At 69.0% G+C, this 20,502-nt stretch carries 9 protein-coding genes; 2 read left to right on the top strand and 7 right to left on the bottom strand.

Annotated elements, in window-relative coordinates; all coding sequences use genetic code 11:
- Nucleotides 1–222 precede the first annotated feature (222 nt).
- Together MQV74_RS26240 and MQV74_RS26235 are read right to left on the bottom strand one after the other, a co-directional pair.
- Complete coding sequence (locus MQV74_RS26240) at nt 223–7,158, bottom strand: polymorphic toxin-type HINT domain-containing protein (protein WP_242722024.1); 6,936 nt, start codon at nt 7,156–7,158, stop codon at nt 223–225.
- Between the two features lie 96 nt (nt 7,159–7,254).
- Nucleotides 7,255–9,963 (bottom strand): LamG domain-containing protein, encoded by a 2,709-nt coding sequence (locus tag MQV74_RS26235; protein WP_242729156.1) that lies wholly within the window; start codon nt 9,961–9,963, stop codon nt 7,255–7,257.
- 1,594 nt (nt 9,964–11,557) lie between these two features.
- Between MQV74_RS26235 and MQV74_RS26230 the strand changes: the two genes are divergently transcribed.
- Nucleotides 11,558–12,625, top strand: a complete 1,068-nt coding sequence (locus MQV74_RS26230; RefSeq protein ID WP_374120691.1) for a chitinase — start codon at nt 11,558–11,560, stop codon at nt 12,623–12,625.
- Nucleotides 12,626–12,700: 75 nt separating this feature from the next.
- Here the strand turns inward: MQV74_RS26230 and MQV74_RS26225 are convergent, their stop codons facing one another.
- On the bottom strand, nt 12,701–14,032 hold the full coding sequence (locus MQV74_RS26225; protein ID WP_242722020.1) for an Nramp family divalent metal transporter: 1,332 nt from the start codon (nt 14,030–14,032) through the stop codon (nt 12,701–12,703).
- A gap of 344 nt (nt 14,033–14,376) precedes the next feature.
- Between MQV74_RS26225 and MQV74_RS26220 the strand changes: the two genes are divergently transcribed.
- Entirely contained in the window at nt 14,377–15,720 is a 1,344-nt protein-coding gene (locus MQV74_RS26220) for a M14 family metallopeptidase (protein WP_242722003.1), read from the top strand.
- Between the two features lie 530 nt (nt 15,721–16,250).
- Here the strand turns inward: MQV74_RS26220 and MQV74_RS26215 are convergent.
- The 4 genes from MQV74_RS26215 to MQV74_RS26200 all read right to left on the bottom strand — a co-directional run bounded on the left by MQV74_RS26215 (nt 16,251) and on the right by MQV74_RS26200 (nt 20,344).
- Nucleotides 16,251–17,762: a GntP family permease gene (locus tag MQV74_RS26215; RefSeq protein ID WP_242721990.1), complete on the bottom strand. Its 1,512-nt coding sequence runs from the start codon at nt 17,760–17,762 to the stop codon at nt 16,251–16,253.
- A 223-nt stretch (nt 17,763–17,985) separates the two neighbouring features.
- A complete protein-coding gene (locus MQV74_RS26210; protein WP_138961538.1) occupies nt 17,986–18,405 on the bottom strand; it encodes a RidA family protein in 420 nt (139 codons plus the stop codon).
- The gene (locus MQV74_RS26205; RefSeq protein WP_242721988.1) at nt 18,402–19,166 is read right to left on the bottom strand and encodes an IclR family transcriptional regulator; all 765 of its coding nucleotides are present in this window, start codon (nt 19,164–19,166) and stop codon (nt 18,402–18,404) included. Before MQV74_RS26205 ends, MQV74_RS26210 begins: the two co-directional genes overlap by 4 nt.
- Entirely contained in the window at nt 19,163–20,344 is a 1,182-nt protein-coding gene (locus MQV74_RS26200) for a sugar kinase (protein ID WP_308402319.1), read from the bottom strand. The genes MQV74_RS26205 and MQV74_RS26200 overlap by 4 nt, the downstream gene beginning before the upstream one ends.
- Nucleotides 20,345–20,502 lie beyond the last annotated feature (158 nt).

Raw genomic sequence — 20,502 nt, 5'->3', positions numbered from 1 at the left:
GGGGTTGGAACGCCACCCTGACCGAGATGCTCCCACGAGCGGGAAAAGTCGGCCAAGCATGCGGAGAGGTCACGCTCCAAATATGGCCACATGGGAACGAATCCCGATCCTTCAAGGGAGGACCGGGCTTCTGACTCCACGCCTACTCCGATCCGACCGTCGGGCATGACCCCAATCCAAGCGCCATCTCCCCGATACACTACTGGAGTCCAGTTTCCCATCTCAACCCCATGGCCTGTAATCGAAGTCAATCCCTTGATCGCTCATAAACTTCTGGAACTGCTGGCGTGTAGCATCCGTCCACCGATGGCCGTAGTGACCACTATTTTCGGTGAACACTAGGCGGCCATTATCCCGGAAGAGCGTGCCACCCAGCACCGTCCCTCTGTCCATGCCTGCCTTCTCTGCCAATTGCTCATGAGGACTGAGGCCTCCAGGAATTCTTTCACGATCTCCCCCCAGAAACCTTCCGGCGCCAGCGTCGAAGACGAACTCGGTCTCCGGCTTCGTTGAGGTGAAGGCCTTCAAGGCGTCAGCAGATCCCTCACCGCCCCCCAGAACGACGTCACCACAGTTACTGTTGTGAACCAGGACCGGCGTGGCGCCCGCCAGCACATAGTACGTGTGAATGTCCGCAACCGTAAGGTTGTACGTACGCGCACGCTGCGTGAAAGCCAGGTTCTTGGTCACGATGACGGTGTCGCCGTCATCCGTCCGCAGCGTCATGCCGGGTTTCAAGTCTCCGGCCTCAACCCAGCGGTCCTCAGATGGCGACCAGAACGGGTGCTCGTGGGTCGCCGTTAGCTTTTCGATCCCGTCGGCAGTCGCGATGGAGAGCTTATTGAAGTGTTTGTCGCTGTCCGTAACGATGAGGCGCGTTACTGCCTTTGGCTCTGTTCTGCCGGTTTTCGGGTCCGTGGCAAGCACCTCGTCGCCGAGCCTGACGGCTTCGATATCCTTGGTCTTACCGTCCGCCATGAGGACATTGGTTCCAGCGAGGAAGCACTTGCAATCAGCCAGTGCTCCTCCCGCCTTCTTCGCCTTGCTTGCGCCTTTCTCGCCCCTCTTGGTCAGTTTGAGGACGCCCTTGCCCAGCTTGAATGGCTTACCCGCCGGAGTATCAAGCAGAAGCACACCGCAGCCCATGCTCAGTTCCTTCGAGCAGCGCTTCCACGCCCCGAAATCAGGGAGGACAGCGGCGACCACAACACCCACGGCCTTGGTGAACCAATTGCCATTGTCGCTGGGGCCCTTTTTGAGTGAGTGCAGTCTGTCTATGCGTGGCCCGTAGCCCGTCACCCCACTGCTTGCGCAACCGACGTACCCGCACTGGTAGTCTCTTGCGGCGCCGTAACCGGAGTTGTTCGTGGGGAAGTTCGGGTACTTGTCACCCCACGTCTGGCCGGAAGAGAAGTCTGGCGCGGCGTTGGAGTCGATGAAGTCGGCTGCTCCACCACCACAGCCTTTGCCCTTGCACGTGAAGGAGCTGTTCAGACCCGACGGGTCGGATGCCGTAACGGGGTTGTTCTCCGCGTAGCTATAACCATTGAGGCTGCCCGTCTTGGCCACCTCCAGCAGCGGATCCACGCTGATGAACTGGCCGATGGCCGGGTCGTACTCCCGCGCCCCGACGTGTGTCAGCCCAGTCCCCTTGTCCACCGGCTTCCCCAAGAAGCCCTTGTCGTCCGGCCAGGCAGGGGTCTTCTCCCCGCGCGGGGAGCCGAAGGGCGTCGTGTAGCGCTTCGTCACCGCGTACGTCTTCGCGTCCAGCGCGATGCTCGACGTGCCGTGGTGGTCCGCTGCCAGGAAGCTGAGTTCCGTGTCCGTGGCGCCGCTCGTGCCGGTGCGGACCGCGATGGTCTGGCCGTTGGCGGTGTAGTAGCGGGTGCCGGTGAGGGTCTTCTTCGTGCCCTTCGTCGTCAGGCGGACTTCCGTGGCCCCGAGGTAGAGGACCGTGTCGCCGTCGCCCTTGGCCCGGCGGATGAGGAGTTCGCCGTCCGCGTCATAGAGGTAGGCGGTCTCTGCCGTGCCTTCGAGGGTCTTGGCCAGCTTGCCTTCCGTGTTCCATGACAGGGTCTGTTGGGCCTTCGGCCCGGGGCGCTTCGTCGTGTTGCCCGTCTTGTCGTACGCGTACGTGGCCGCACGGGACCCCGTCGTCTTGGTGAGCGGGTGGGGCTGGCCCTCCGGCGTGCCGTACCCGTACGACGTGGTCTCGTCGCCCGACGCCGTGTGCTGCGTTTCGGACTTGCGCTGGCCCGCGTCGTTGTACGTGTACGACGTCCAGTAAGGGGCCGCCCCGTCGATGTTGGCCTTCGTGCGCTTCGCCGCGGCGCAGTCCGCCGTCTTCGGGGTCCAGGCCTCGGTCAGGCGGCTGTAGCCGTCGTACTCGAAGCACTGATGGTCGGCCTTGCTGGTGCCGCCCTGCGTCGTGGCGTCGAAGATGGAGAGGACGTTTCCGGCGTCGTCCCGCTTGAACTTCAGCTCCTGCGGCATGTAGCCGTGCACGTCGTCGGTGACGTAGGAGCGGGTGAGGCGGCGGGTTCCCGCCTCGTAGTCGTAGGAGAGGTAGGCCTTCTTCTCCGTGCTGGCACCGCTCATGCCCAGCGTGAGCTGGCGCAGGTCGCCCTGCGGCGAGAAGGCGGCGCCGTGGAGGTAGCCCGTTGTGCCGTCCAGGCCGGTCTGCTGGCCCGTGGCGTTGTACTCGTAGCCGATCGTCTCGGCCTTGAGACCCGCCACGGCGGGTTGTGAGGCCTGGCTGATCGTGCCGTCGAAGCGGTAGCCCGTGCTGAAGGACAGCTTCTGCGGGACACCCGCCTTCACGATCGGATCGTCGTCGGGGAGGCTGAGCTCGCTCTCCTTGACCTCGTAGAGCGGGGTGTAAGTGGTGACCTTCTGGGTGTACGCCTTGCCGGTCAGGCCGCCGTCGTAGCGGGTGGCCGTGTCCTGCTGGCCCTTGGCCAGGTCATCGAAGGACCAGGCGGCGAGCTTGTTGGCGTCCGTCTTCTCGGTGTGCCACATGCCCGTCTTGCGGCCGAGGTCGTCGTAGCCGTACAGCAGCTTCCGATTCTCGATGTCCTTGGTCGTGACGGGCCGGTCGAGGCTGTCGTACGTCGTGGTCGTGACGCCCTTGTCCGGGTCGTCCGCGCTGGTCTGGCGGCCGAACAGGTCGTAGGAGTAGGACCACTTGGCCTTGTCCGGGCCGGTGATCGTCTCCTGCTGGCCTCCGGGCGTGTAGGTGTAGCGGGTGCTCGTGAAGTCGGTCCCGGCCGGCTTCGGGCCGCCGTACTCGCGGCGCAGCACGACCTGGCCGCGGGCGTCGGAGACTTCGGCCGTGGCCTGCCCGCCGTCAGGGGCGCTGGTGGCCACCGCGTCGCCGGAGTAGGTCGTCGTGGTCGTCCAGCGCGTCACGCCGAAGTTCTTCGTGACGGCCTTCGTGGCACGGCCCGCCGCGTCGAACGTGGTGTCGGTCTGGAGCGGCGCCTGACTGCCCTCGGTCTGTACGGGCGTGCCGCTCGGGGCCGACGTCTCGTCCCAGGTGTCGCCCTGGGCGCTGACGGCGAGGCCTCGCGTGTCATAGAGCGTGATCCCGATCAGACGGCCGCCCACCGGTGTGGGGGTCTGGGTCTGACGGGGACGCAGGAGGGAGTCGTAGAACTCGTACGAGGTGTTGTAGCCGGAGCCGTCGCCCTTGAGGGTGCCGGTGGACACCCAGGACATGGCCTTGCTGGTGACCTTGTAGTCGTAGACGTGGTTGGGGGTCTTGTCGAGCACGCGGAGCCTGTTGGGCAGCCAGACCTGCGTAGTGCGGCCGAGGCTGTCGTACGTCGTCTCCGTGATCTTGCCGTTGGGGTCGGTGACCTTCACCGGAGCACCGGTGGCGAACTCGACGTCCGTGGTGACCTTGTGGCCCTTGACGTTCGAGACGCTGGTCGACGTCAGCGGACCGGCGGCCGCGGGCGTGTAGGCGGTCTTCGCCGTCGTCAGACCGTTGGTGTCCTTGACCTCGGTCGGGCGCCCCAGCGAGTCGTACGTCGTCGTGGCGGCCTTCTGCCAGGACGCGACGTTGTCCGTGCCGTAGGACTTGGCCCGGCCGGTCCAGGTCGGCTGGCCCTTGGTCGGCTTCTGGGCGGAGGTCCACTTCGTGGCGTCGGGATCGTCGTAGACGGTCGCCGTGTCGGTCACGACGTCGCCCGGCTTGTCGGAGTCGGCGGGCAGATCGAGATCCGCGACCGTCGTCGAGCAGGGCTTGGCGACCGTACGGGTGCGAGAGGCGAGGGAGTTGATGCCCTTGTCGTCGTTGCGCGCGTACCAGGTGCGGGTGCAGGTCTCGTCACCCGTGACGTCGTCGTCGCCCTTGTCCTCGACGGACTCGGGCATGCCGTAGTCGTCATAGGTGGTCCTGACGGTGCGGACGCGGTCGCGCGGAGTGTCGCCGCTGGTGACGCGGGTGCGCTCGTGCGTGGCGGCCGCGCGGACGTAGTACGCCTCGGTGTCCGCGTACGACTTGTGCTGCGTGGCGGTCCGCTTCGACCAGGGATCGGTGATCGTCGCGGAGACCTCGGTGTCGCCGTTGTAGGTGACCGTCTCGCGCGTGAAGCCCGCGTACTGGTCGGAGTCGGTGATCTCCTCTGCCTTGATGCCACCGGCCTTGGCCGTCCTGCGCTTGTCCGGGTCCGGTGTCTTGCCGTCGGAGCCTGCGACGCGGTCGCCGTTCATGCCGCGCATGTAGATGTTGACCGTCTTCAGGCGATCGGCGCCCTTGTCACCGGTGTAGTGCGTGACCTTCTCGTAGCCGCGCCAGACCGACCAGGTGCGCTCCTTCGCGGGCGTCATCGGGTCGTCGTTGTAGTGCCAGGCGCCGCCGCCGGCGTACTCGTACGTGTGCTGCACGGCTTCCGCGCCGCCGCGGGGGTCCGTGGTGGAGACGGAGGTGACGGGGTACTTCTGGAACCAGTCGAGCTTCGGGGTCTTCTCGCCGTTCGGGGACCAGTACACGGGGTAGCAGCGCCGGGTGTTGTCGTCCGGCTTCGGCATCGTCTGGCCCGCCACGCAGTCGGCTGGCTGGTAGGACACGATCGTCTGCGCGCCCGTCTCGGACGTGACCGTGCGCAGGCGCGGCTTGTCCAGGGAGAGGATGTCGTCCGACGCGCCGTCGACCCTGTTGGGCAGGAAGGCGTGGGTGAACTTCACCGGGTCCAGCGAGATGTCGTCGCCGCGCTTGCCGGTGTGCTGGATCTCGTCGAGCCACAGGGCCTGGTCGGTGCTGTCACCGGTGTCGCCCGGGTCGAGGTAGAGATGCTTGAGCTTCCAGCTGTCGACCTGCCAGTAGGCGGGCACGTCCAGTGCGGCGTTCCACGCGTACGTGGTGACGGCCGTCATGCGCTTGCGGGTGAAGAACGACGGCCCGACGTTGCCGGTGCACTTCTTGTCGTCCTTGCAGACGCTGTCGAAGGGCACGTCCGGCCAGTTGTCCCGCTTGTCCTCGGTCAGCTCGTCGCAGCCGGTGCCGGACGCCAGGCAGCGTTCGGCATGGGTGAAGGTCACCTTGTTGGAGGCGGCGGGCTTGGCGGAGAAGAGCGCGTCGGCGCGCTGGCCGTAGCGGATCTCCTTGAGGTAGCCGCCGCGCGTGTAGTCGGTGCCGGTGTTGTCGTCGCCGAGCTTGTCGTAGTTGTTGTGCTCGGCCTCGTACCAGTACGTCATGGCGTTGCCGCGGGTGTCCGCGACGAGGTCGAGGTTCCAGCGCCAGGCCTGCTTCTTGTCGCGGTCCGAGAAGCCGCTGCCGTCCGCGTAGCCGGGCTCGCCCTCGTCGTCGCCGAAGACCGGCACGGTCCACACCGAGTCGGTGCGGTCGTCCGCACCCGCGCCTTCCAGCTTGTTGAGGCCGAACGTGTAGGTCGTACCGTCGCCGGTCGTGACCGTCCAGTACTCGCCGTTGTCGTCGCCGTTGCTCGCACCTGTGTGGTGCTTGACGGTGGACGCGTCGTCGTTCTTCAGGCGCCACTCACCGCTGGTGTCGTCCTTGACCAGCTCGGTGGCCTTGCCGTTCAGGACGAGGGACGCGTTGTCGTACTTCCAGCACAGGTCGTACTTCTTGTCGTGCCCGTCGTCCTCGCAGGAGCCGTACTTGCGCTCGATGTAGGAGGAGGTGAGGTCGAAGCCCTCGCCGATGGCCGTGCCCTGGTTGTTGGTGGAGGCGGTGCGGCCGTCCACGCTTCCGGAGTCGTACGAGATCGTCAGGTCGGGCGCGGGGCCCGCCGCTGCCGGGGGCGTGCGCAGCGGGTACGACCACGTGAAGGAGCCCGACGAACCGCCCGCCTCCCAGGTGGAGGAAGCCGCGAGCGGGGTCGCCTTGTAGTCACCGGCGCCCGACTTGGTGCCCGCGGCCAGGGCGAGGACCACGGTCCGGCCCGCCTGGGCGCCCGACGCGGCCGAGGGGAAGGACAGCTCCGCCTTCAGCCTCTCGTCCTTGCGGGCGTTGGTGAAGTCGACCGGCTCACGGGTGCGGCAGTCGGCCTTGGCCGGGCTCACGAGCGCGCAGTCCGGCAGGCGCAGCACCTGGAGGCGGCCCGCCCAGTCGCCGCCGTACGCGGAGGCGAAGGCGGAGTAGTCGATGCCCAGACCTGCCCTGCCGCCGTCCTTGGGGCCCGTCGCCGTGAGGACGACGCCCTTGACACCGAGTCTCCTCGCTTCCCGCTGGCCGAGGACCTTTACCTTGAGCCGGTCGACGGCCCGCTCGGGCGCTCCCTTCGCGGCCTTCGGCGCGGAGAGCGTGACCGGCAGGGATCCGGGGCCGGCCTTCGCCGCGCCCGAAGCAGGCAGCTTCAGGGCCGCCGTGCCGCCCTCGGGCCACGTCACGGTGCGTCGCTGGTCGCCGCGGGCCCGCTCGGCCGCCTTGCGGTCGGCGTCGGCGGACTTGCGGACCACACCCGCGTTCTTGTCGTTCGCCTCGGTGGTGAACGGCGAGACCTCGGCCGAGCGGGGGGCGTCCAGCTTTGGTCGGCCGAGCGGGTCCGTGGCCGCGGACGCCGTGTTCGTGAACATCACCGGGGACAGCAGCCCCGGCAGGAGGGCGAAGCCCGTGACGACGGCGATCCGCGAGCTCCATCGGCGTCTCGCTGATCTGCCGGTTCGGGGCAGCCCGAAGCCAAGCTGTTTCATGTGTGTCTCCTCGCGTGCGGCCGCCGTCGGGGCGGCCGCACGCCTTCGAAGCCAGTGAGGGAGAAGAAGGGAACAGGGGGGAGGGCCCGGTCAGGCCTACGTCGAGAGCTCCGCGATCTGGTCGGCGACCTGCTCCCGGTTCATCGCCCCGGCCCATACGCGCAGCTTCGCGAGGTCCCCCGGCAGGTAGTGGCCGGTCTTGCCCTGGGCGGATCCCCGGCCCACCGTCAGCGCGCCCTCCCCCTGCTGGGCCTTGGCAAGTCCGGCGTCGTCCTCGCCCTGCTGAACGAACCTTCCGACGTAGAGCCGGGCCACGCCGAAGCGCTGATCGCCCTCGTCGTCGGTGAAGTCGAGACCGGCGTCGAAGACTCCGGTCACGTCGACCCAGGTGTCCCACTCCTTCTCACCGATCGTGTCCTCGGCCGGTGCGACTGCCGTCGCGACGACCTTGCCGTCGGCGTTGACCGCGGTGCGTCCGAACTTCCACTGGTAGGAGTCGGCGGAGACCTTCTCCACCCACAGCGCCCAGGACGACTCCTTGCCGGCCGGCGTGGCCTGTCCGGCCACGAGCGACCGGTAGCCGATGTCCTTGCCCGCGAACTCGGCCTTGGTCAGCCGCACCCGTGCGGAGACGGTGAACGACCCGGTCTCGTCGACGACGGGGCCGCCGACCGAGGCGTATCCGCTCTTGCCGTCCAGGACGAGGGAGGTGGCGTCCTCACCGGTCAGGCGGGCACCGGAACCGGACAGGTCCAGTGGGCCCCGGCGGTAGGGGAAGGCAGCGCTGGACGGGTCGCCCGGGTCGGCCGGGCTCTCGACGACCTGGTCTCCGGAGGAGATGGTGGCGTCCCAGTGGCCGACGAGTTCGTTGGTGGGCAGGCCGCCTCGCTCCAGGCGGTTCTCCTCCCGGATCTGCTCGTCGGTCAGCGGACGCTGCCACGTGGCGACCTCGTCGATCCGCCCCAGGAAGTACTCGGCGTACGAACCGCCCACCTTGGAGCGCCCGACCATCATGTTCCGGTCGGCGGTCCACGGCGTGTACTTGGGCGCCTCGTCAGCCAGCACCACCGGCTTGCCCTGGGGCCTGCCGTTGAGGAAGAGCTGGATGGTGTCGTCCTTCTCGTCGGCGTTGTCCTGCGTGTTGAAGACGCCCACGAGATGCGTCCACACCTTCAGGGGCGGGTTCTCCGCGTCAGCCGTGGACCGGATGTAGACGGGCCCGTCCTTGTCCTGGTCGGTGCGGTTGAACACCCACTTCTTGAGGGCGGACGAGTAGTACAGCGTGAAGGCCGAACCGTGCTCTCCCGGAGCCGACAGCACGACGCGGTTGGACTTGTCGTCGGTCAGGTAGGCCCAGGCGGACACCGTGAAGGAGCTCTGTGTGTTGACCGGGACGCCGTCCGTGGAGGCGTAGCCGATCTGCTTGTCGGGGTCACTCTGGTTGTCGTTCAGACGCAGTGAGTAGTCCCCGGCGCCCCGGCGACCCAACGTCGACCAGTCGGTACTGGCCTCGTCGCGCATCACGATGTCATGGCGGCTGCCGACCTGGCCGGTGTCGTTCGCGACGGTCTTGCCGGACCCCGGCCCCGCGTCGTCGAAACGCCACCGCCCGGTCGTGCCTTCGGCCGCGCCGACCTTGAAGACGAACTCGGCGGGCGGGCCCCAGCGCACCCGGCCCTCCTTGTCCTTCTTCAGGTCACTGGCCTCCACGGAGAGGGTCTGCGTACCCGCGAGGCCGGGCTTGATGGACGGGACCATGGCGGAACCGTCGCCCATCGACTTCACCGTCCTGGTCGCGTCGGCGTCCGACGTCAGGAGGCGCCACCGGTACTCCTTCACGTCCTTGTCGGCCTTGTTCGGGCGGAAGAAGAAGACGCCGCCCTTCCCCGGCCCGCCGTGGGCCGCGCAGTCGTTGGTAGTGCACTCGGAGTACGGATCGAACGACTGGATCGTCGGCTCCTTCGGCGCCGTCGAGTCGATCCGCAGGTAGCACCACTTCGAGTACGGGGAGAAGAGGTCGCCCTTCTTGCCGCCGTAGACCCAGTGCGACTGGGTGCGGGCCTTGAAGCGGTACAGGCCGCCGTCCGCCCGCTTGCTGGTGGTGATCGTCTCCCGTGTGCCGTCCGGATCCCAGCCCGAATCCGGCTTGTAGTCCTTCCAGACGTCGTCCCACGATCCCGACGTCGTGTCCGTACTGGAGCGCTGCATCACGAACTCGGCCTGGAGGGAGCCCTCTTCCTCTCCCTGGTGCTGCTCGACCTTGGTCTGGACCGTGGCCTGGATCTTCGGAGTGTCCACCGTGACGGTCACGGGGTCCTTCGCCGGGCGGCACTGCGCCTTGCCGTTGCCCGTGCCGGGGATGGCGCCGACGGACGTCGGTACTCCCGGTTTGTGCATGTACCAGACTTTGAGCTCGGCGTTGTTGTCGAACCGCTTCCACGCCCGCGGCTCGCCCTCGTCCTTGGCCCGCAGCATCAGCGTGAGACGCGAGATCTTGCCGTTGGCGAGGGAGCGCACCGTGGAGGTGAGGTTCTCGTCCTTCTCGTCGGGGTTGTCGTTGAACTCGATCCAGGAGTTGGGCTGCTCGGGGCTGCACAAGTTGCCGCGCCCCGCGGAGACGTACCGGTCGCCCATCTGGTCGAGCCCCTTCGGGCCCGGCCAGCGCGTGCCCTCGGAGATGTTGTCCGTGCGCTCCAGGTCGACCCAGTGCGGCCGGCAGTTGAACGACCACGTCTCGTACGCGCGGAACGTGGCGTCGAGGACGTGCTTGCCCGCCAGCTTCGAGGCGCCGAACTCGAAGTACATCCGGTCCGTGTAGCCACCCAGGCTGCAGTAGTAGCCGTCCGCGATGCCGCAGCGCCCTACGCCCTTGGGCTCGCTGAACTTCCAGAACTTGTCGCCGTCCGACGACAGCTTGGTCCACTCGGACAGGCCCAGACCCACCGAGGGGTCGATGAAGACCGGGTACACGGTCTTCTTGCCGCGCAGCAGGTCCAAGTCGGGCGTCACCGAGACGGCACCGTCCCCGACGGTCACGGGCAGGTCGGCGGTCGTGTCCCCCTGGCCGGGCTGCGCCGGGTCCTCTGCGGCGCCCCTCTCCGTGGGGCGGTCCTCCGGGGCGATCGCGCGCAGACTCTTGCGGGGCGCGGGCGCGGTGTCGCCCGCCGAGTCCCACATCTGCCCGGACGGCCCCCGGAACACGGCGTTGCCGTCGGCATCGACCGCACGCAGACCGCCGCCCTCACCAGGGGTCACGCTCAGGCCCTCGCCGCGCGCGGTGAGCCTGACCTTCTCCAGCTCGGGGCTCGCGGCGGCCTCGGCCGACTTGACGACCAGGACCTCGCGGTAGCCCTCGGCCGTCGCCGTCATCTGCAGGTCCACGCCCTTGACCGGTACGTCCGCGTAGGTGGCGGTCGCACCGTCGAGGGTCGGCTCGGGCAGGGCGGCCGGCCATCCGAGCTTGAGGCGTTGGCCCTCGGCGCCCAGGGCCAGCAGCCCGGATCCGCTGCCGCCGCCCGAGAAGGCGAGGTCCACCACGGCGGACTTCGGCCCCACGGTTCCGTCGGCTCGCTTCTCCAGCGTGACGTCGATGCCCTGCCACGCGCCGTTCTTGTCGCGGGCCCGCTGCGGCTCCGTCGACTGGGTCATGACGAACGAACCGTCGGGGTTCGCCATCGTCGTCGTGTACTCGGTGCGCTCCGACGTCACCTCGACCGGATCGCCCGTCGCCGCCGCGCGTTGCGACGCGGTCTGCTCCGTCAGCGGCCCGGCGGGCGCCGAGGCACGCGCCTCACCGCCGGGAACAGCGAACGCGACCGCCGGAAGCAGCGACAGGAGGAGAGCCGTCGCCGACACTCCTCCGGTGACGCGTCGTGATCCTCTTCGTTTTCGGGCATGGCTATGCCCCCACCCCAACTCCACAGTCCCCACCCCAGAGTTACGAAAACTTCACAGTTTGCAGGTGGAGAGAGTTAACGCCCCCTGAGTTCCTTGCGTCAATGTGACCTGCGCCACAAAACAACATGTCTATGCAACCCCAAAAAGGCTCACACGAACGGAACTTGAGGGTCCGTTGACGTGCACCCACTCCCCCACCGCTACGAATCCGCCACACTGCGCAAATAGCACCCCAAGGCGGCGTCATGAATGCGCCATTCCCGAGACAGTCGGGATGCAGGGTTTGAAGCGTGCATTCTTTGCCAGAGCGACGTCATGAGCCAGTAGGCCGACCCGCACACCCGTCCACAATCGGCCACATGCGCCCGCCGGGGCTCACACCACGCACCCTCTTGACAACCACATTGGTCTGGACCAACTTGTACGACCAAGCAACAGCGGTGGCCACCGCCCCCTTCCGGCCCGTACGGGCCCCTCCCCCCATCCCCCCACGGAGGCAGAAGTGGACCGCGCACGCACACGTACACGCAGAGGCAGGAGCAGCGTTCTCGCCGGAATGCTGGCCGCGTTCGGGCTCGCGGTCGCGGGGCTCGCGACCGGTGGGGTCGGGAGTGCCGACGCCCGGGACGCCGGGGCGCCGGGGCAGGGCCAAGCCCAGGTGCGGGCACAGGCGCAGACCCGGGCCGTGCCCAAGCACGCCGTCACCGGGTACTGGCAGAACTTCAACAACGGCGCCACCGTGCAGCGGCTCGGCCAGGTGCAGGACCAGTACGACATCATCGCCGTCGCCTTCGCGGACGCCACCGGGACGCCGGGGAAGGTGACCTTCAACCTCGACTCCGCGGGGCTCGGCGGGTACACCGTCGCCCAGTTCAAGGCCGACATCAAGGCCAAGCAGGCGGCGGGGAAGTCCGTGATCGTCTCGGTCGGGGGCGAGCGCGGGGCCGTCTCCGTCACCAGCTCGGCCGCCGCGGCGAACTTCGCCGACTCCGTGTACGCGCTCATGCGGGAGTACGGCTTCGACGGCGTCGACATCGACCTGGAGAACGGGCTCAACGCCACCTACATGACCCAGGCTCTCAAGTCCCTGTCCCAGAAGGCCGGGCCCGGGCTCGTGCTCACCATGGCGCCGCAGACCATCGACATGCAGTCGACGTCCAACGCGTACTTCAGGACGGCCCTGAACGTGAAGGACATCCTCACCGTCGTCAACATGCAGTACTACAACAGCGGCGCGATGCTGGGGTGCGACGGCAAGGTCTACAGCCAGGGCTCCGTGGACTTCCTGACCGCGCTCGCCTGCATCCAGCTGCAGGGCGGGCTCGCGCCGTCGCAGGTGGGGATCGGGGTTCCCGCATCGCCGCGCGGGGCCGGATCCGGGTACGTCTCGCCGACCGTCGTGAAGAACGCCCTCGACTGCCTCGCCCGGGGCACCGGCTGCGGCTCCTTCAAGCCGTCCAGGACCTACCCGGGCATCCGCGGCGCCATGACCTGGTCGACCAACTGGGACGCCCTGAACGGGAGCGCGTGGTCCAACGCCGTGGGACCGCACGTCCACGGCCTTCCGTAGCAGCCACCGGAGGCCGTCCCGCCGCGGCGCCGCCGTTCCTCCGGCGGCGCCGCGGTCACGCGCTCGCAGGCGCCCCTAGAAGAAGCTGCCCCAGTCCTGATCCGTGATCTGCTTGACGCACAGCACCAGGAACAGCAGCCCCGCGATCGCCAGCATGCCGTTGCTCAGCCAGCCGTTGCGCCACTCCGCGGGCGTGCGGGACGAGTTGAGGAGCCAGATCAGGGTCAGGGCGAGGAAGGGCATGAAGGCCGCGCCCAGGACTCCGTAGATGATGATCAGACGGAACGGCTGGCCCTGGAAGAGCAGGATGATCGGGGGGAAGGTCAGCCAGAGCAGGTACGCGCGGAACGGGACCGAGCGCTCGCGGGCGCCCGAGGCCACCTCGGCGCCGGTCACGGCGGCGCCGTCCGCGCCGGCGCGGGACTTGCGGTAGCGCTCCACGAAGTCCGCGAACATCAGGCTCACACCGTGCCAGACCCCGATCAGGGACGTGAAGGACGTGGCGAAGAAGCCGATGAGGAAGAGCTTCGCCGTGGCGGTGCCGTACTCCTTCTCCAGGATGCCGCTCAGCTGGACCAGGCCCTTGTCGCCGCTCGCGATCGCCACGTTCGCGGAGTGCAGCAGCTCCGCGCCGACGAAGAGCATCGCCACGACGAAGACGCCGGTCGTGACGTACGCGACGCGGTTGTCCAGGCGCATCACCTTCATCCAGCCGGTGTTCGTCCAGCCCTTGGCGTTCACCCAGTAGCCGTACGCGGCCAGCGTGATGGTGCCTCCGACACCGCCGATGAGACCCAGGGTGTTGAGGACCGAGTCCTTCTCGTCGGGCAGGACGGGCAGCAGGCCCGCGACGGCGTCGCCGAGGTTCGGGGTCACGCGGATCGCCAGATACACCGTGACGACGAACATGACGCCCACCAGGACGGTCATGACCTTCTCGAACACGTCGTACTTGTTGAACCAGACGAAGACCAGGCCCAGCACGCCGGTGAGCACGCCCCACCACTCCAGGTCCATCACGTCGGGGAACAGGGCCTGGAGCGGCAGGCCCGACGAGGACATCGCGGCGGCGCCGTACGCGTAGCCCCAGACCACGACGTAGACGACGAAGAACCACGTCGTCCAGCGGCCGAGGCTGGCCCAGCCGTCGAAGAGCGTGCGGCCGGTCGACAGGTGCCAGCGGCCCGCCGCCTCGGCGAGGGAGATCTTCACGACGCAGCCGAGGACGGCGGCCCACAGGAGCGTGTAGCCGAAGTTGCTGCCCGCGATCAGCGTGGCCACCAGGTCACCGGCGCCGACCCCGGTGGCGGCGACGACGATGCCCGGACCGATGTACTTCCAACTGGACTTGCGGGGCGCCGACTCGACGTCCCCGGCGGCGATGGGTCCACCCTTGGTTTCGGCCATGCGATCAAGAAAGCGCAAGGACGCCCGGCGCACAAGAGGTCGTGCGGCAGCGGACTGTGAGACACCAGAGGCCGAAACGACGGCCACGCGACCGCCCCCGCCCCCGCCGGGCCCGCGCCGCTCCCCCACCGCCCAGGCGCCTTGAAGCCGCCGCACCTCGCCGCACGGCCGCCTCACAGTCACCCCACAGCCACCCCACAGTCGGCTCAAAGGCGTGTTGACCAGAACATGCCATGCCGCGACCATGGGCCAGCACGGACCGTGCCCATCCGGCACCCCGCGCGCTCGTGCCACCCGCACCACATGCGTCGCAATGCACCACTCCCACCCCCACAGGAGCATTCATGCGACTTCGCATACGCGGAAAGAGATCAGCGGCTCTCGCGGCCGTGCTCGCCCTCGCGGTCGCGGCGCCCCTCAGCGCCAACGCGTCCGACTCCTCGTCCCCTTCGGCCAGGAAGGCGGCGGCGGCCGCCGCGGCCGAGGACGAGATCCGCCAGTACTCCGTGCCCGGACCCGCTACGCGCGCCGCCCGTACGGTGCTCGCCGCGACCGGCGTGTCCATCGACGAGGCCGGCGACCACGGGGTCGTCGTCTCCGCGAACGCCGCCCAGGCCAAGAAGCTGCGCGCGCTCGGGTACACGCTCAAGCCGCTGGCCGGGCCGCCGAAACGCGCGGGCGACGGGCCGGTGCGGGTGCGGGACTTCCCGCCCGCCGACTCCCGCTACCACAACTACGCGGAGATGACCGCGGAGATCGACCAGCGGCTCCAGCAGTACCCGAACATCATGAGCAAGCGCGTGATCGGCAAGTCGTACCAGGGCCGGGACATCGTCGCCATCAAGATCAGCGACAACGTCGGCACGGACGAGAGCGAGCCCGAAGTCCTCTTCACCCACCACCAGCACGCCCGTGAGCACCTGACGGTGGAGATGGCCCTCTATCTGCTGCGCGAGTTCGGCGCGGGCTACGGCAGCGACGCGCGCATCACCAAGATGCTCAACGAGCGCGAGATCTGGATCGTGCCGGACCTCAACCCCGACGGCGGCGAGTACGACATCGCCACCGGCTCCTACCGCAGCTGGCGCCTGAACCGGCAGCCCAACTCGGGCGGCGCCACCGGCACCGACCTGAACCGCAACTGGAACTTCAAGTGGGGCTGCTGCGGCGGCTCTTCGGGCACCCCCGGATCCGAGACCTACCGCGGCCGCGCGCCCGAGTCGGGCCCCGAGGTCAAGGTCGTCGCGGACTTCGTGCGCAGCCGGGTGGTCGGCGGCAAGCAGCAGATCAAGGCGGCCATCGACTTCCACACGTACAGCGAGCTGGTCCTGTGGCCGTTCGGCTACACGTACAACGACACGGCGCCCGGTCTGACCCAGGACGACCACGACGCCTTCGCCACCGTCGGCCGCAAGATGGCCGCGAGCAACGGCTACACGCCCGAGCAGTCCAGCGACCTCTACATCACCGACGGCACCATCGACGACTGGCTCTGGGGCAACCAGAAGATCTTCGGCTACACCTTCGAGATGTACCCGCGGTCCGGCGGGGGCGGCTTCTACCCGCCCGACGAGGTCATCGAGCGCGAGACCTCCCGCAACCGGGACGCGGTGCTCCAGCTCCTGGAGAACTCGGACTGCATGTACCGCTCGATCGGGAAGGAACAGCAGTACTGCACCGGCCAGTGACCGGGCGCGCGTAGCCCCCTGGGGTCCTTGTTGATCACTCACAGGGGTTGATTCCCGGCGCCGCATGCATAGCGGGGCAGTTCAGGCGCAGCCTCTCGGCGGGTGATCACAAAAGCGGATCACCCGCTGACCGGACTACGGAGAGGAAGTGCTCTGTGCGCGCTGTGTCCTCCATGCTTTCGATGCTCTCGGCGTCTCCCGGACCCTCGCGGCGACGGGCCGCGCTGGCCGTCGCGGGAGCCGTGACAGGAGTGGTCGTCGCCCTGGCAGCGGACGTCGCCAGGGCGGCGGCGACCACCGGCTCCCGGGCGGGCCGCTGCTGCGGAATGCACCGCCCCCTGCGCGTGCTGCGCAGGCGGCGTAACGATCAGGCACGGTCGGTTCGGCGACCGGGCCAGGAAGGCGTGGTGCTGCGCCAGTCGTGAAACGGCGCCGGAGCGGGGGCACTCGGTGATCCACCGGGTGCCCCCGCTCCGCCTTGCCGTGTGCGGTGGCGATCGCCCGCGACGGCCCGTTGCCGTGTGCGGCGGCTACACGAAGAGGCTCACCACCGCCGCCACCGCGAAGCCCGCCACCGAGAGGACCGACTCCAGGACCGTCCAGGTCTTCAGGGTGTCGCGCTCGGTGATCCCGAAGTACTTCGCCACGATCCAGAAGCCGCCGTCGTTGACGTGCGAGGCGAAGATCGAGCCCGCGGAGATGGCCATGATGACCAGGGCCGTGAAGGCGTGCGAGTAGTCGCCCTCGGCGAGCAGCGGGGCGACGATGCCCGCGGTGGTGACGATCGCGACCGTCGCCGAGCCCTGCGCCACGCGCAGGACCAGGGAGATGAGGTAGGCGAGGACGATGACCGGCAGGCCCACGTCGTTGAAGGTGTCGGCGAGGGCGTCGGCGACGCCGCTGCCCTTGAGCACGGCGCCGAAGACCCCGCCCGCGCCGACGACGAGGAGGATGTTGCCGACGGGCTTGAGCGACGCCGTCGACACCGTCTCCAGGGACTTGCGGGACCAGCCGCGCCGGATGCCGAGCAGGTAGTACGCCATCAGGAGCGCGATCGTCAGGGCGACGAAGGGGTGGCCGAAGAACTCGATCACGCTGCGGAGCGTGGAGGGGTCGAAGGCGATGGAGGAGAACGTCGCGAGCAGGATGAGCAGCAGCGGGGTGCCGATGATCAGGAACACGGTGCTCAGCGCGACCGGCTCCTCCGTCGGGGTCAGGCCCTGCGCGCGCTGCTCCTCGGCCACGGCCGCCTTCGCCTCCTCGGAGGCCTCCAGCATGTCCTGCGGTACGGGGACGAAGATCCGCTTGCCGATCCAGGCGGCGTACGCCCAGGCCGCGAGCACGGCCGGGATGCCGCAGACGATACCCATGAGGATGACCCAGCCGAGGTCCACCTTGAGCAGTCCGGCGGCCGCCACGGGCCCGGGGTGCGGGGGCAGGAAGGCGTGCGTCATCGAGAGGCCGGCGAGCAGCGGCAGACAGTACAGGAGGATCGACTTGCCGCTGCGCTTGGCGGCGGCGTACACGATCGGCGCGAGGACGAAGATGCCGACGTCGAAGAAGACCGGGATGCCGAAGATCAGACCGGTCAGACCCATGGCCACGGGGGCGCGCTTCTCCCCGAAGAGGTCGAGGAGGCGCCGGGACAACACCTCGGCCCCGCCGGAGACTTCGAGGATCGCGCCGAGCATCGTGCCGAGGCCGATGATGATCGCCACATGGCCGAGGATGCCGCCCATGCCGGTTTCGATGAGCGAGGTCGCGGTCGACTTCTGGACCGTGCCGAAGAGTTCGGTGACCGACAGGCCGGCGGCGAGTCCGACGGCTATGGAGACGGCGAGCAGGGCCACGAACGGCTGGAGCCTGACCTTGATGATCAGGTAGAGGAGCAGCAGGATGCCGAGGGCCGCGACGGTCAGCAGTCCCGCCGTGCCGTCGATCAGGGCCATCAGGCCACCGGTGTGCGGGACCTTCTCCGGTTCTTCGGCGGCGGCGAGCGCGGTGAGGGCTCCGGTGGAGCCCGAGGGGGCGAACGGGGACATCGTTGACCTCGTAAGTGCATGGGGCTTTCTGGGCAGGGGGGATCGCGGCGTGGTCCTCACGCCGGACGGGTCGAGCGGTATCGCGCTGCGCGCTTGTCCTCAAACGCCGGACGGGCTGGGATGGTGCCGGTCAGCGGCTGTTCAGCCCGTCCGGCGTTTGAGGACGAGGCGCGAAGCGCCGATGGACGGGGGCACCGGGCGATGGTGCCGCGTGGGAAAAGCCTCAGCCGAGGACGGCCAGCGCGTCGATCTCGATGAGGAGGCCCTTGGGCAGGCCGACGTACACCGTGGTGCGGGCGGACGCGGGGGCCTTGAGGCCCTGCTCGTCGAAGTACTGGTTGTAGATCTCGTTCATCTCCGCGAAGTGGTCGACGTCCGTGAGGTAGACGCGCATCATCATCACGTCGTCCCAGGTGGCGCCGCCCTCTTCGAGGATGGCCTTGACGTTGGCGAAGGTCTGCAGGGTCTGCTCGCGCAGGGTGGGGCCCGCCGGGGTGGGCGCCTTGCCCTCCTCGGCGGGGAGGAAGCCGACCTGCCCGGCGACCTGGAGGATGTTGCCCTTCTTCACGCCGTGCGAGAACTTCGCGGGCGGGGCGGTGTGCGTGGAGGGCGTGATCGCGGTCTTCTGGATGTTCTCGCTCATGAACTTGCTTCCTTGATAGGGGCCTTGCCGGAGTACTCCCGGCTGATCGCCTCCGCCGTGCGACGGACCAGCGGGAGCAGGGTGAGGAGTTCCTCGGCGGTGACGACGACGTTCGGCGCGGACACCGACATGGCGGCGACGACACGGCCGTCCGCGCCCCGGATGGGCGCGCCGACGCAGTTGATGGACTCCTCGTGACCACCGAGGTCGGTGGCCCAGCCCTGTTCGCGCACCTGCGCCAGCTCCTTGAGGAAGGCGGCGGCGCCCGGTGTCGAACGGGACGTGTACGTGGGGTAGTCGAGCTTCTCGGCGATCACGCGGCGCTCGCCCTCGGGGAAGTCGGCGAGCAGGAGCTTGGCGACCGCGGCGACGGTGATGGCGACGGACTTGCCGATGCGCGAGTACATCCGTACCGGGTAGCGGCTCTCGACCTTGTCGATGTAGACGACCTCGCCCTCCTCATACACCGCGAGGTGGACCGTGTGGCCGCACTTCTCGTTGAGGGCGAGCAGGTGGGGGTGGGCGATCTCGCGGACGTCGAGGTGTTCGACGGCCTCCTGGGCGAGCGCGAAGAGCCGCGCGCCCAGGCGGTAGCGCTGGTCGGACTGGCGGAAGACCAGGCCGTGTTCGTGCAGGGTGCGCAGCAGGCGCAGGGCCGTGGACTTGTGCACTCCGAGGCGGTCGGCGACCTGCCCCAGATCAGCGGGGCCCTCGGCGAGCAGGGGCAGGATCGTCAGGGCTCGGTCGACGGTCTGGCTCATGGCGTTGGTACCTCCTCGGCGGCCCCGGGGCGGCGCGGCTCTGCCGTCCAGCCGGGGCCAAGGCGCAGTGTCTCCCAGGCGGCGGGGTCCAGGGCGGCGAGCGCGTCGGCGTGCTCGCGCGCGGGGGGCGTGGCGAGGTCGCCCGGCACGGTGAGGGCGGCGGCGGCCATCAGGTGGCCGTGCCGCAGCCGCTGCTCGGCACCGAGGCCGCGCAGCGTTCCTGACAGGTATCCGGCGGCGAAGGCGTCACCGGCCCCGACCGGGGCGACGACGTCGACGCGCAGGGCCGGGACGAAGGTGGCGGTGTCGCGCCCGGTGTCGGGGTCGGTGACGAAGGCGGTGGCGCCCTCGGACCCCTGCTTGACGACGAGTTGGGCGGGTTCGGGAAGTGCGGCGCGGATGGCCGCGGGGCCGCCGGTGATCTGCCAGGCGGCCGCGGCCTCGTCGACGCCGACGAAGACGAGGTCGGCGCCGCGCGCCAGGTCGAGCAGGACGGCGGGGCTGCGGCCGCCCTCGGGCCACAGGCCGGGGCGGTGGTTGACGTCGAAGGAGACGAGCGAGCGGCGGCGACGTCCGGCCGTGCGGTCGCACAGGGCGCGCACGAGCTCCAGGCAGTCGGGGGACAGGGCGGCGGTGATCCCCGACAGGTGCAGGACGCGTCCGCACCACAGCGCGTCGGCGGCCAGCGTCCGGGGCGACATCGCCGAGGCGGCGGAGCCCGCCCGGTAGTAGACGACCTCGTGGGCGTCGGTGTCGCGGTCGTCGGCGGTGCGGAAGTAGATGCCCGTGGGCCGGCGCGGGTCGCGCCCGACCGCGGAGGTGTCCACTCCGTACGCCCCGATGGCGTCGACGAGGTGGTCGCCGAAGCCGTCGGAGCCGACCCGGCTGACCCATCTGGTGCGGTGCCCGGCGGCGGCGAGGGCGCAGGCCACGTTGGACTCGGCCCCGCCGATGCCCCGTTCGAACGCGGGGACGTCGGCGAGCCGCCCCGGCCGCGTGGGCAGGAAGGTGACCATGGACTCCCCGAGCGTGACGACGTCGACGCCGTCGTCCGCGGCACCGCCGTCCGCGCCGCCGTGCGCGCCCTCGGCGACGCCGGGCGGGGCACCGGGCGCGGTCACGCCCTCGGGCACCTCGCCGGTCGCGGCCTCGGTCGCGTCTCGGTCTGCTCCGGTCACGCTCGTGTCAGCCCTTCATTCGTCGTTCGCCGCACGCTCGACGGCCGGGTGGGGGCACCGGATCAGCCGGTCCGAAGGGCCCGTGAGCCGGGCCGAACCCCGGTCCGAGGACCGGGCCCGGATCCGTTGACCCGGCGTTGGCTCGGATGTTAGACAGC

The organism is Streptomyces sp. AN091965, assembly GCF_022698285.1.
In the GTDB taxonomy this organism is placed as follows: Bacteria; Actinomycetota; Actinomycetes; order Streptomycetales; family Streptomycetaceae; genus Streptomyces.
The sequence above is the reverse complement of the archived record's forward strand: the minus strand, read 5'-3'. Positions and strand labels throughout refer to the sequence as shown.

Coding starts and splice junctions, on each gene's coding strand:
- MQV74_RS26240 (WP_242722024.1), bottom strand. CDS start 7,158: ATGAAACAGCTTGGCTTCGGGCTGCCCCGAACCGGCAGATCAGCGAGA.
- MQV74_RS26235 (WP_242729156.1), bottom strand. CDS start 9,963: ATGTACTTCGAGTTCGGCGCCTCGAAGCTGGCGGGCAAGCACGTCCTC.
- MQV74_RS26225 (WP_242722020.1), bottom strand. CDS start 14,032: ATGGCCGAAACCAAGGGTGGACCCATCGCCGCCGGGGACGTCGAGTCG.
- MQV74_RS26220 (WP_242722003.1), top strand. CDS start 14,377: ATGCGACTTCGCATACGCGGAAAGAGATCAGCGGCTCTCGCGGCCGTG.
- MQV74_RS26215 (WP_242721990.1), bottom strand. CDS start 17,762: ATGTCCCCGTTCGCCCCCTCGGGCTCCACCGGAGCCCTCACCGCGCTC.
- MQV74_RS26210 (WP_138961538.1), bottom strand. CDS start 18,405: ATGAGCGAGAACATCCAGAAGACCGCGATCACGCCCTCCACGCACACC.
- MQV74_RS26205 (WP_242721988.1), bottom strand. CDS start 19,166: ATGAGCCAGACCGTCGACCGAGCCCTGACGATCCTGCCCCTGCTCGCC.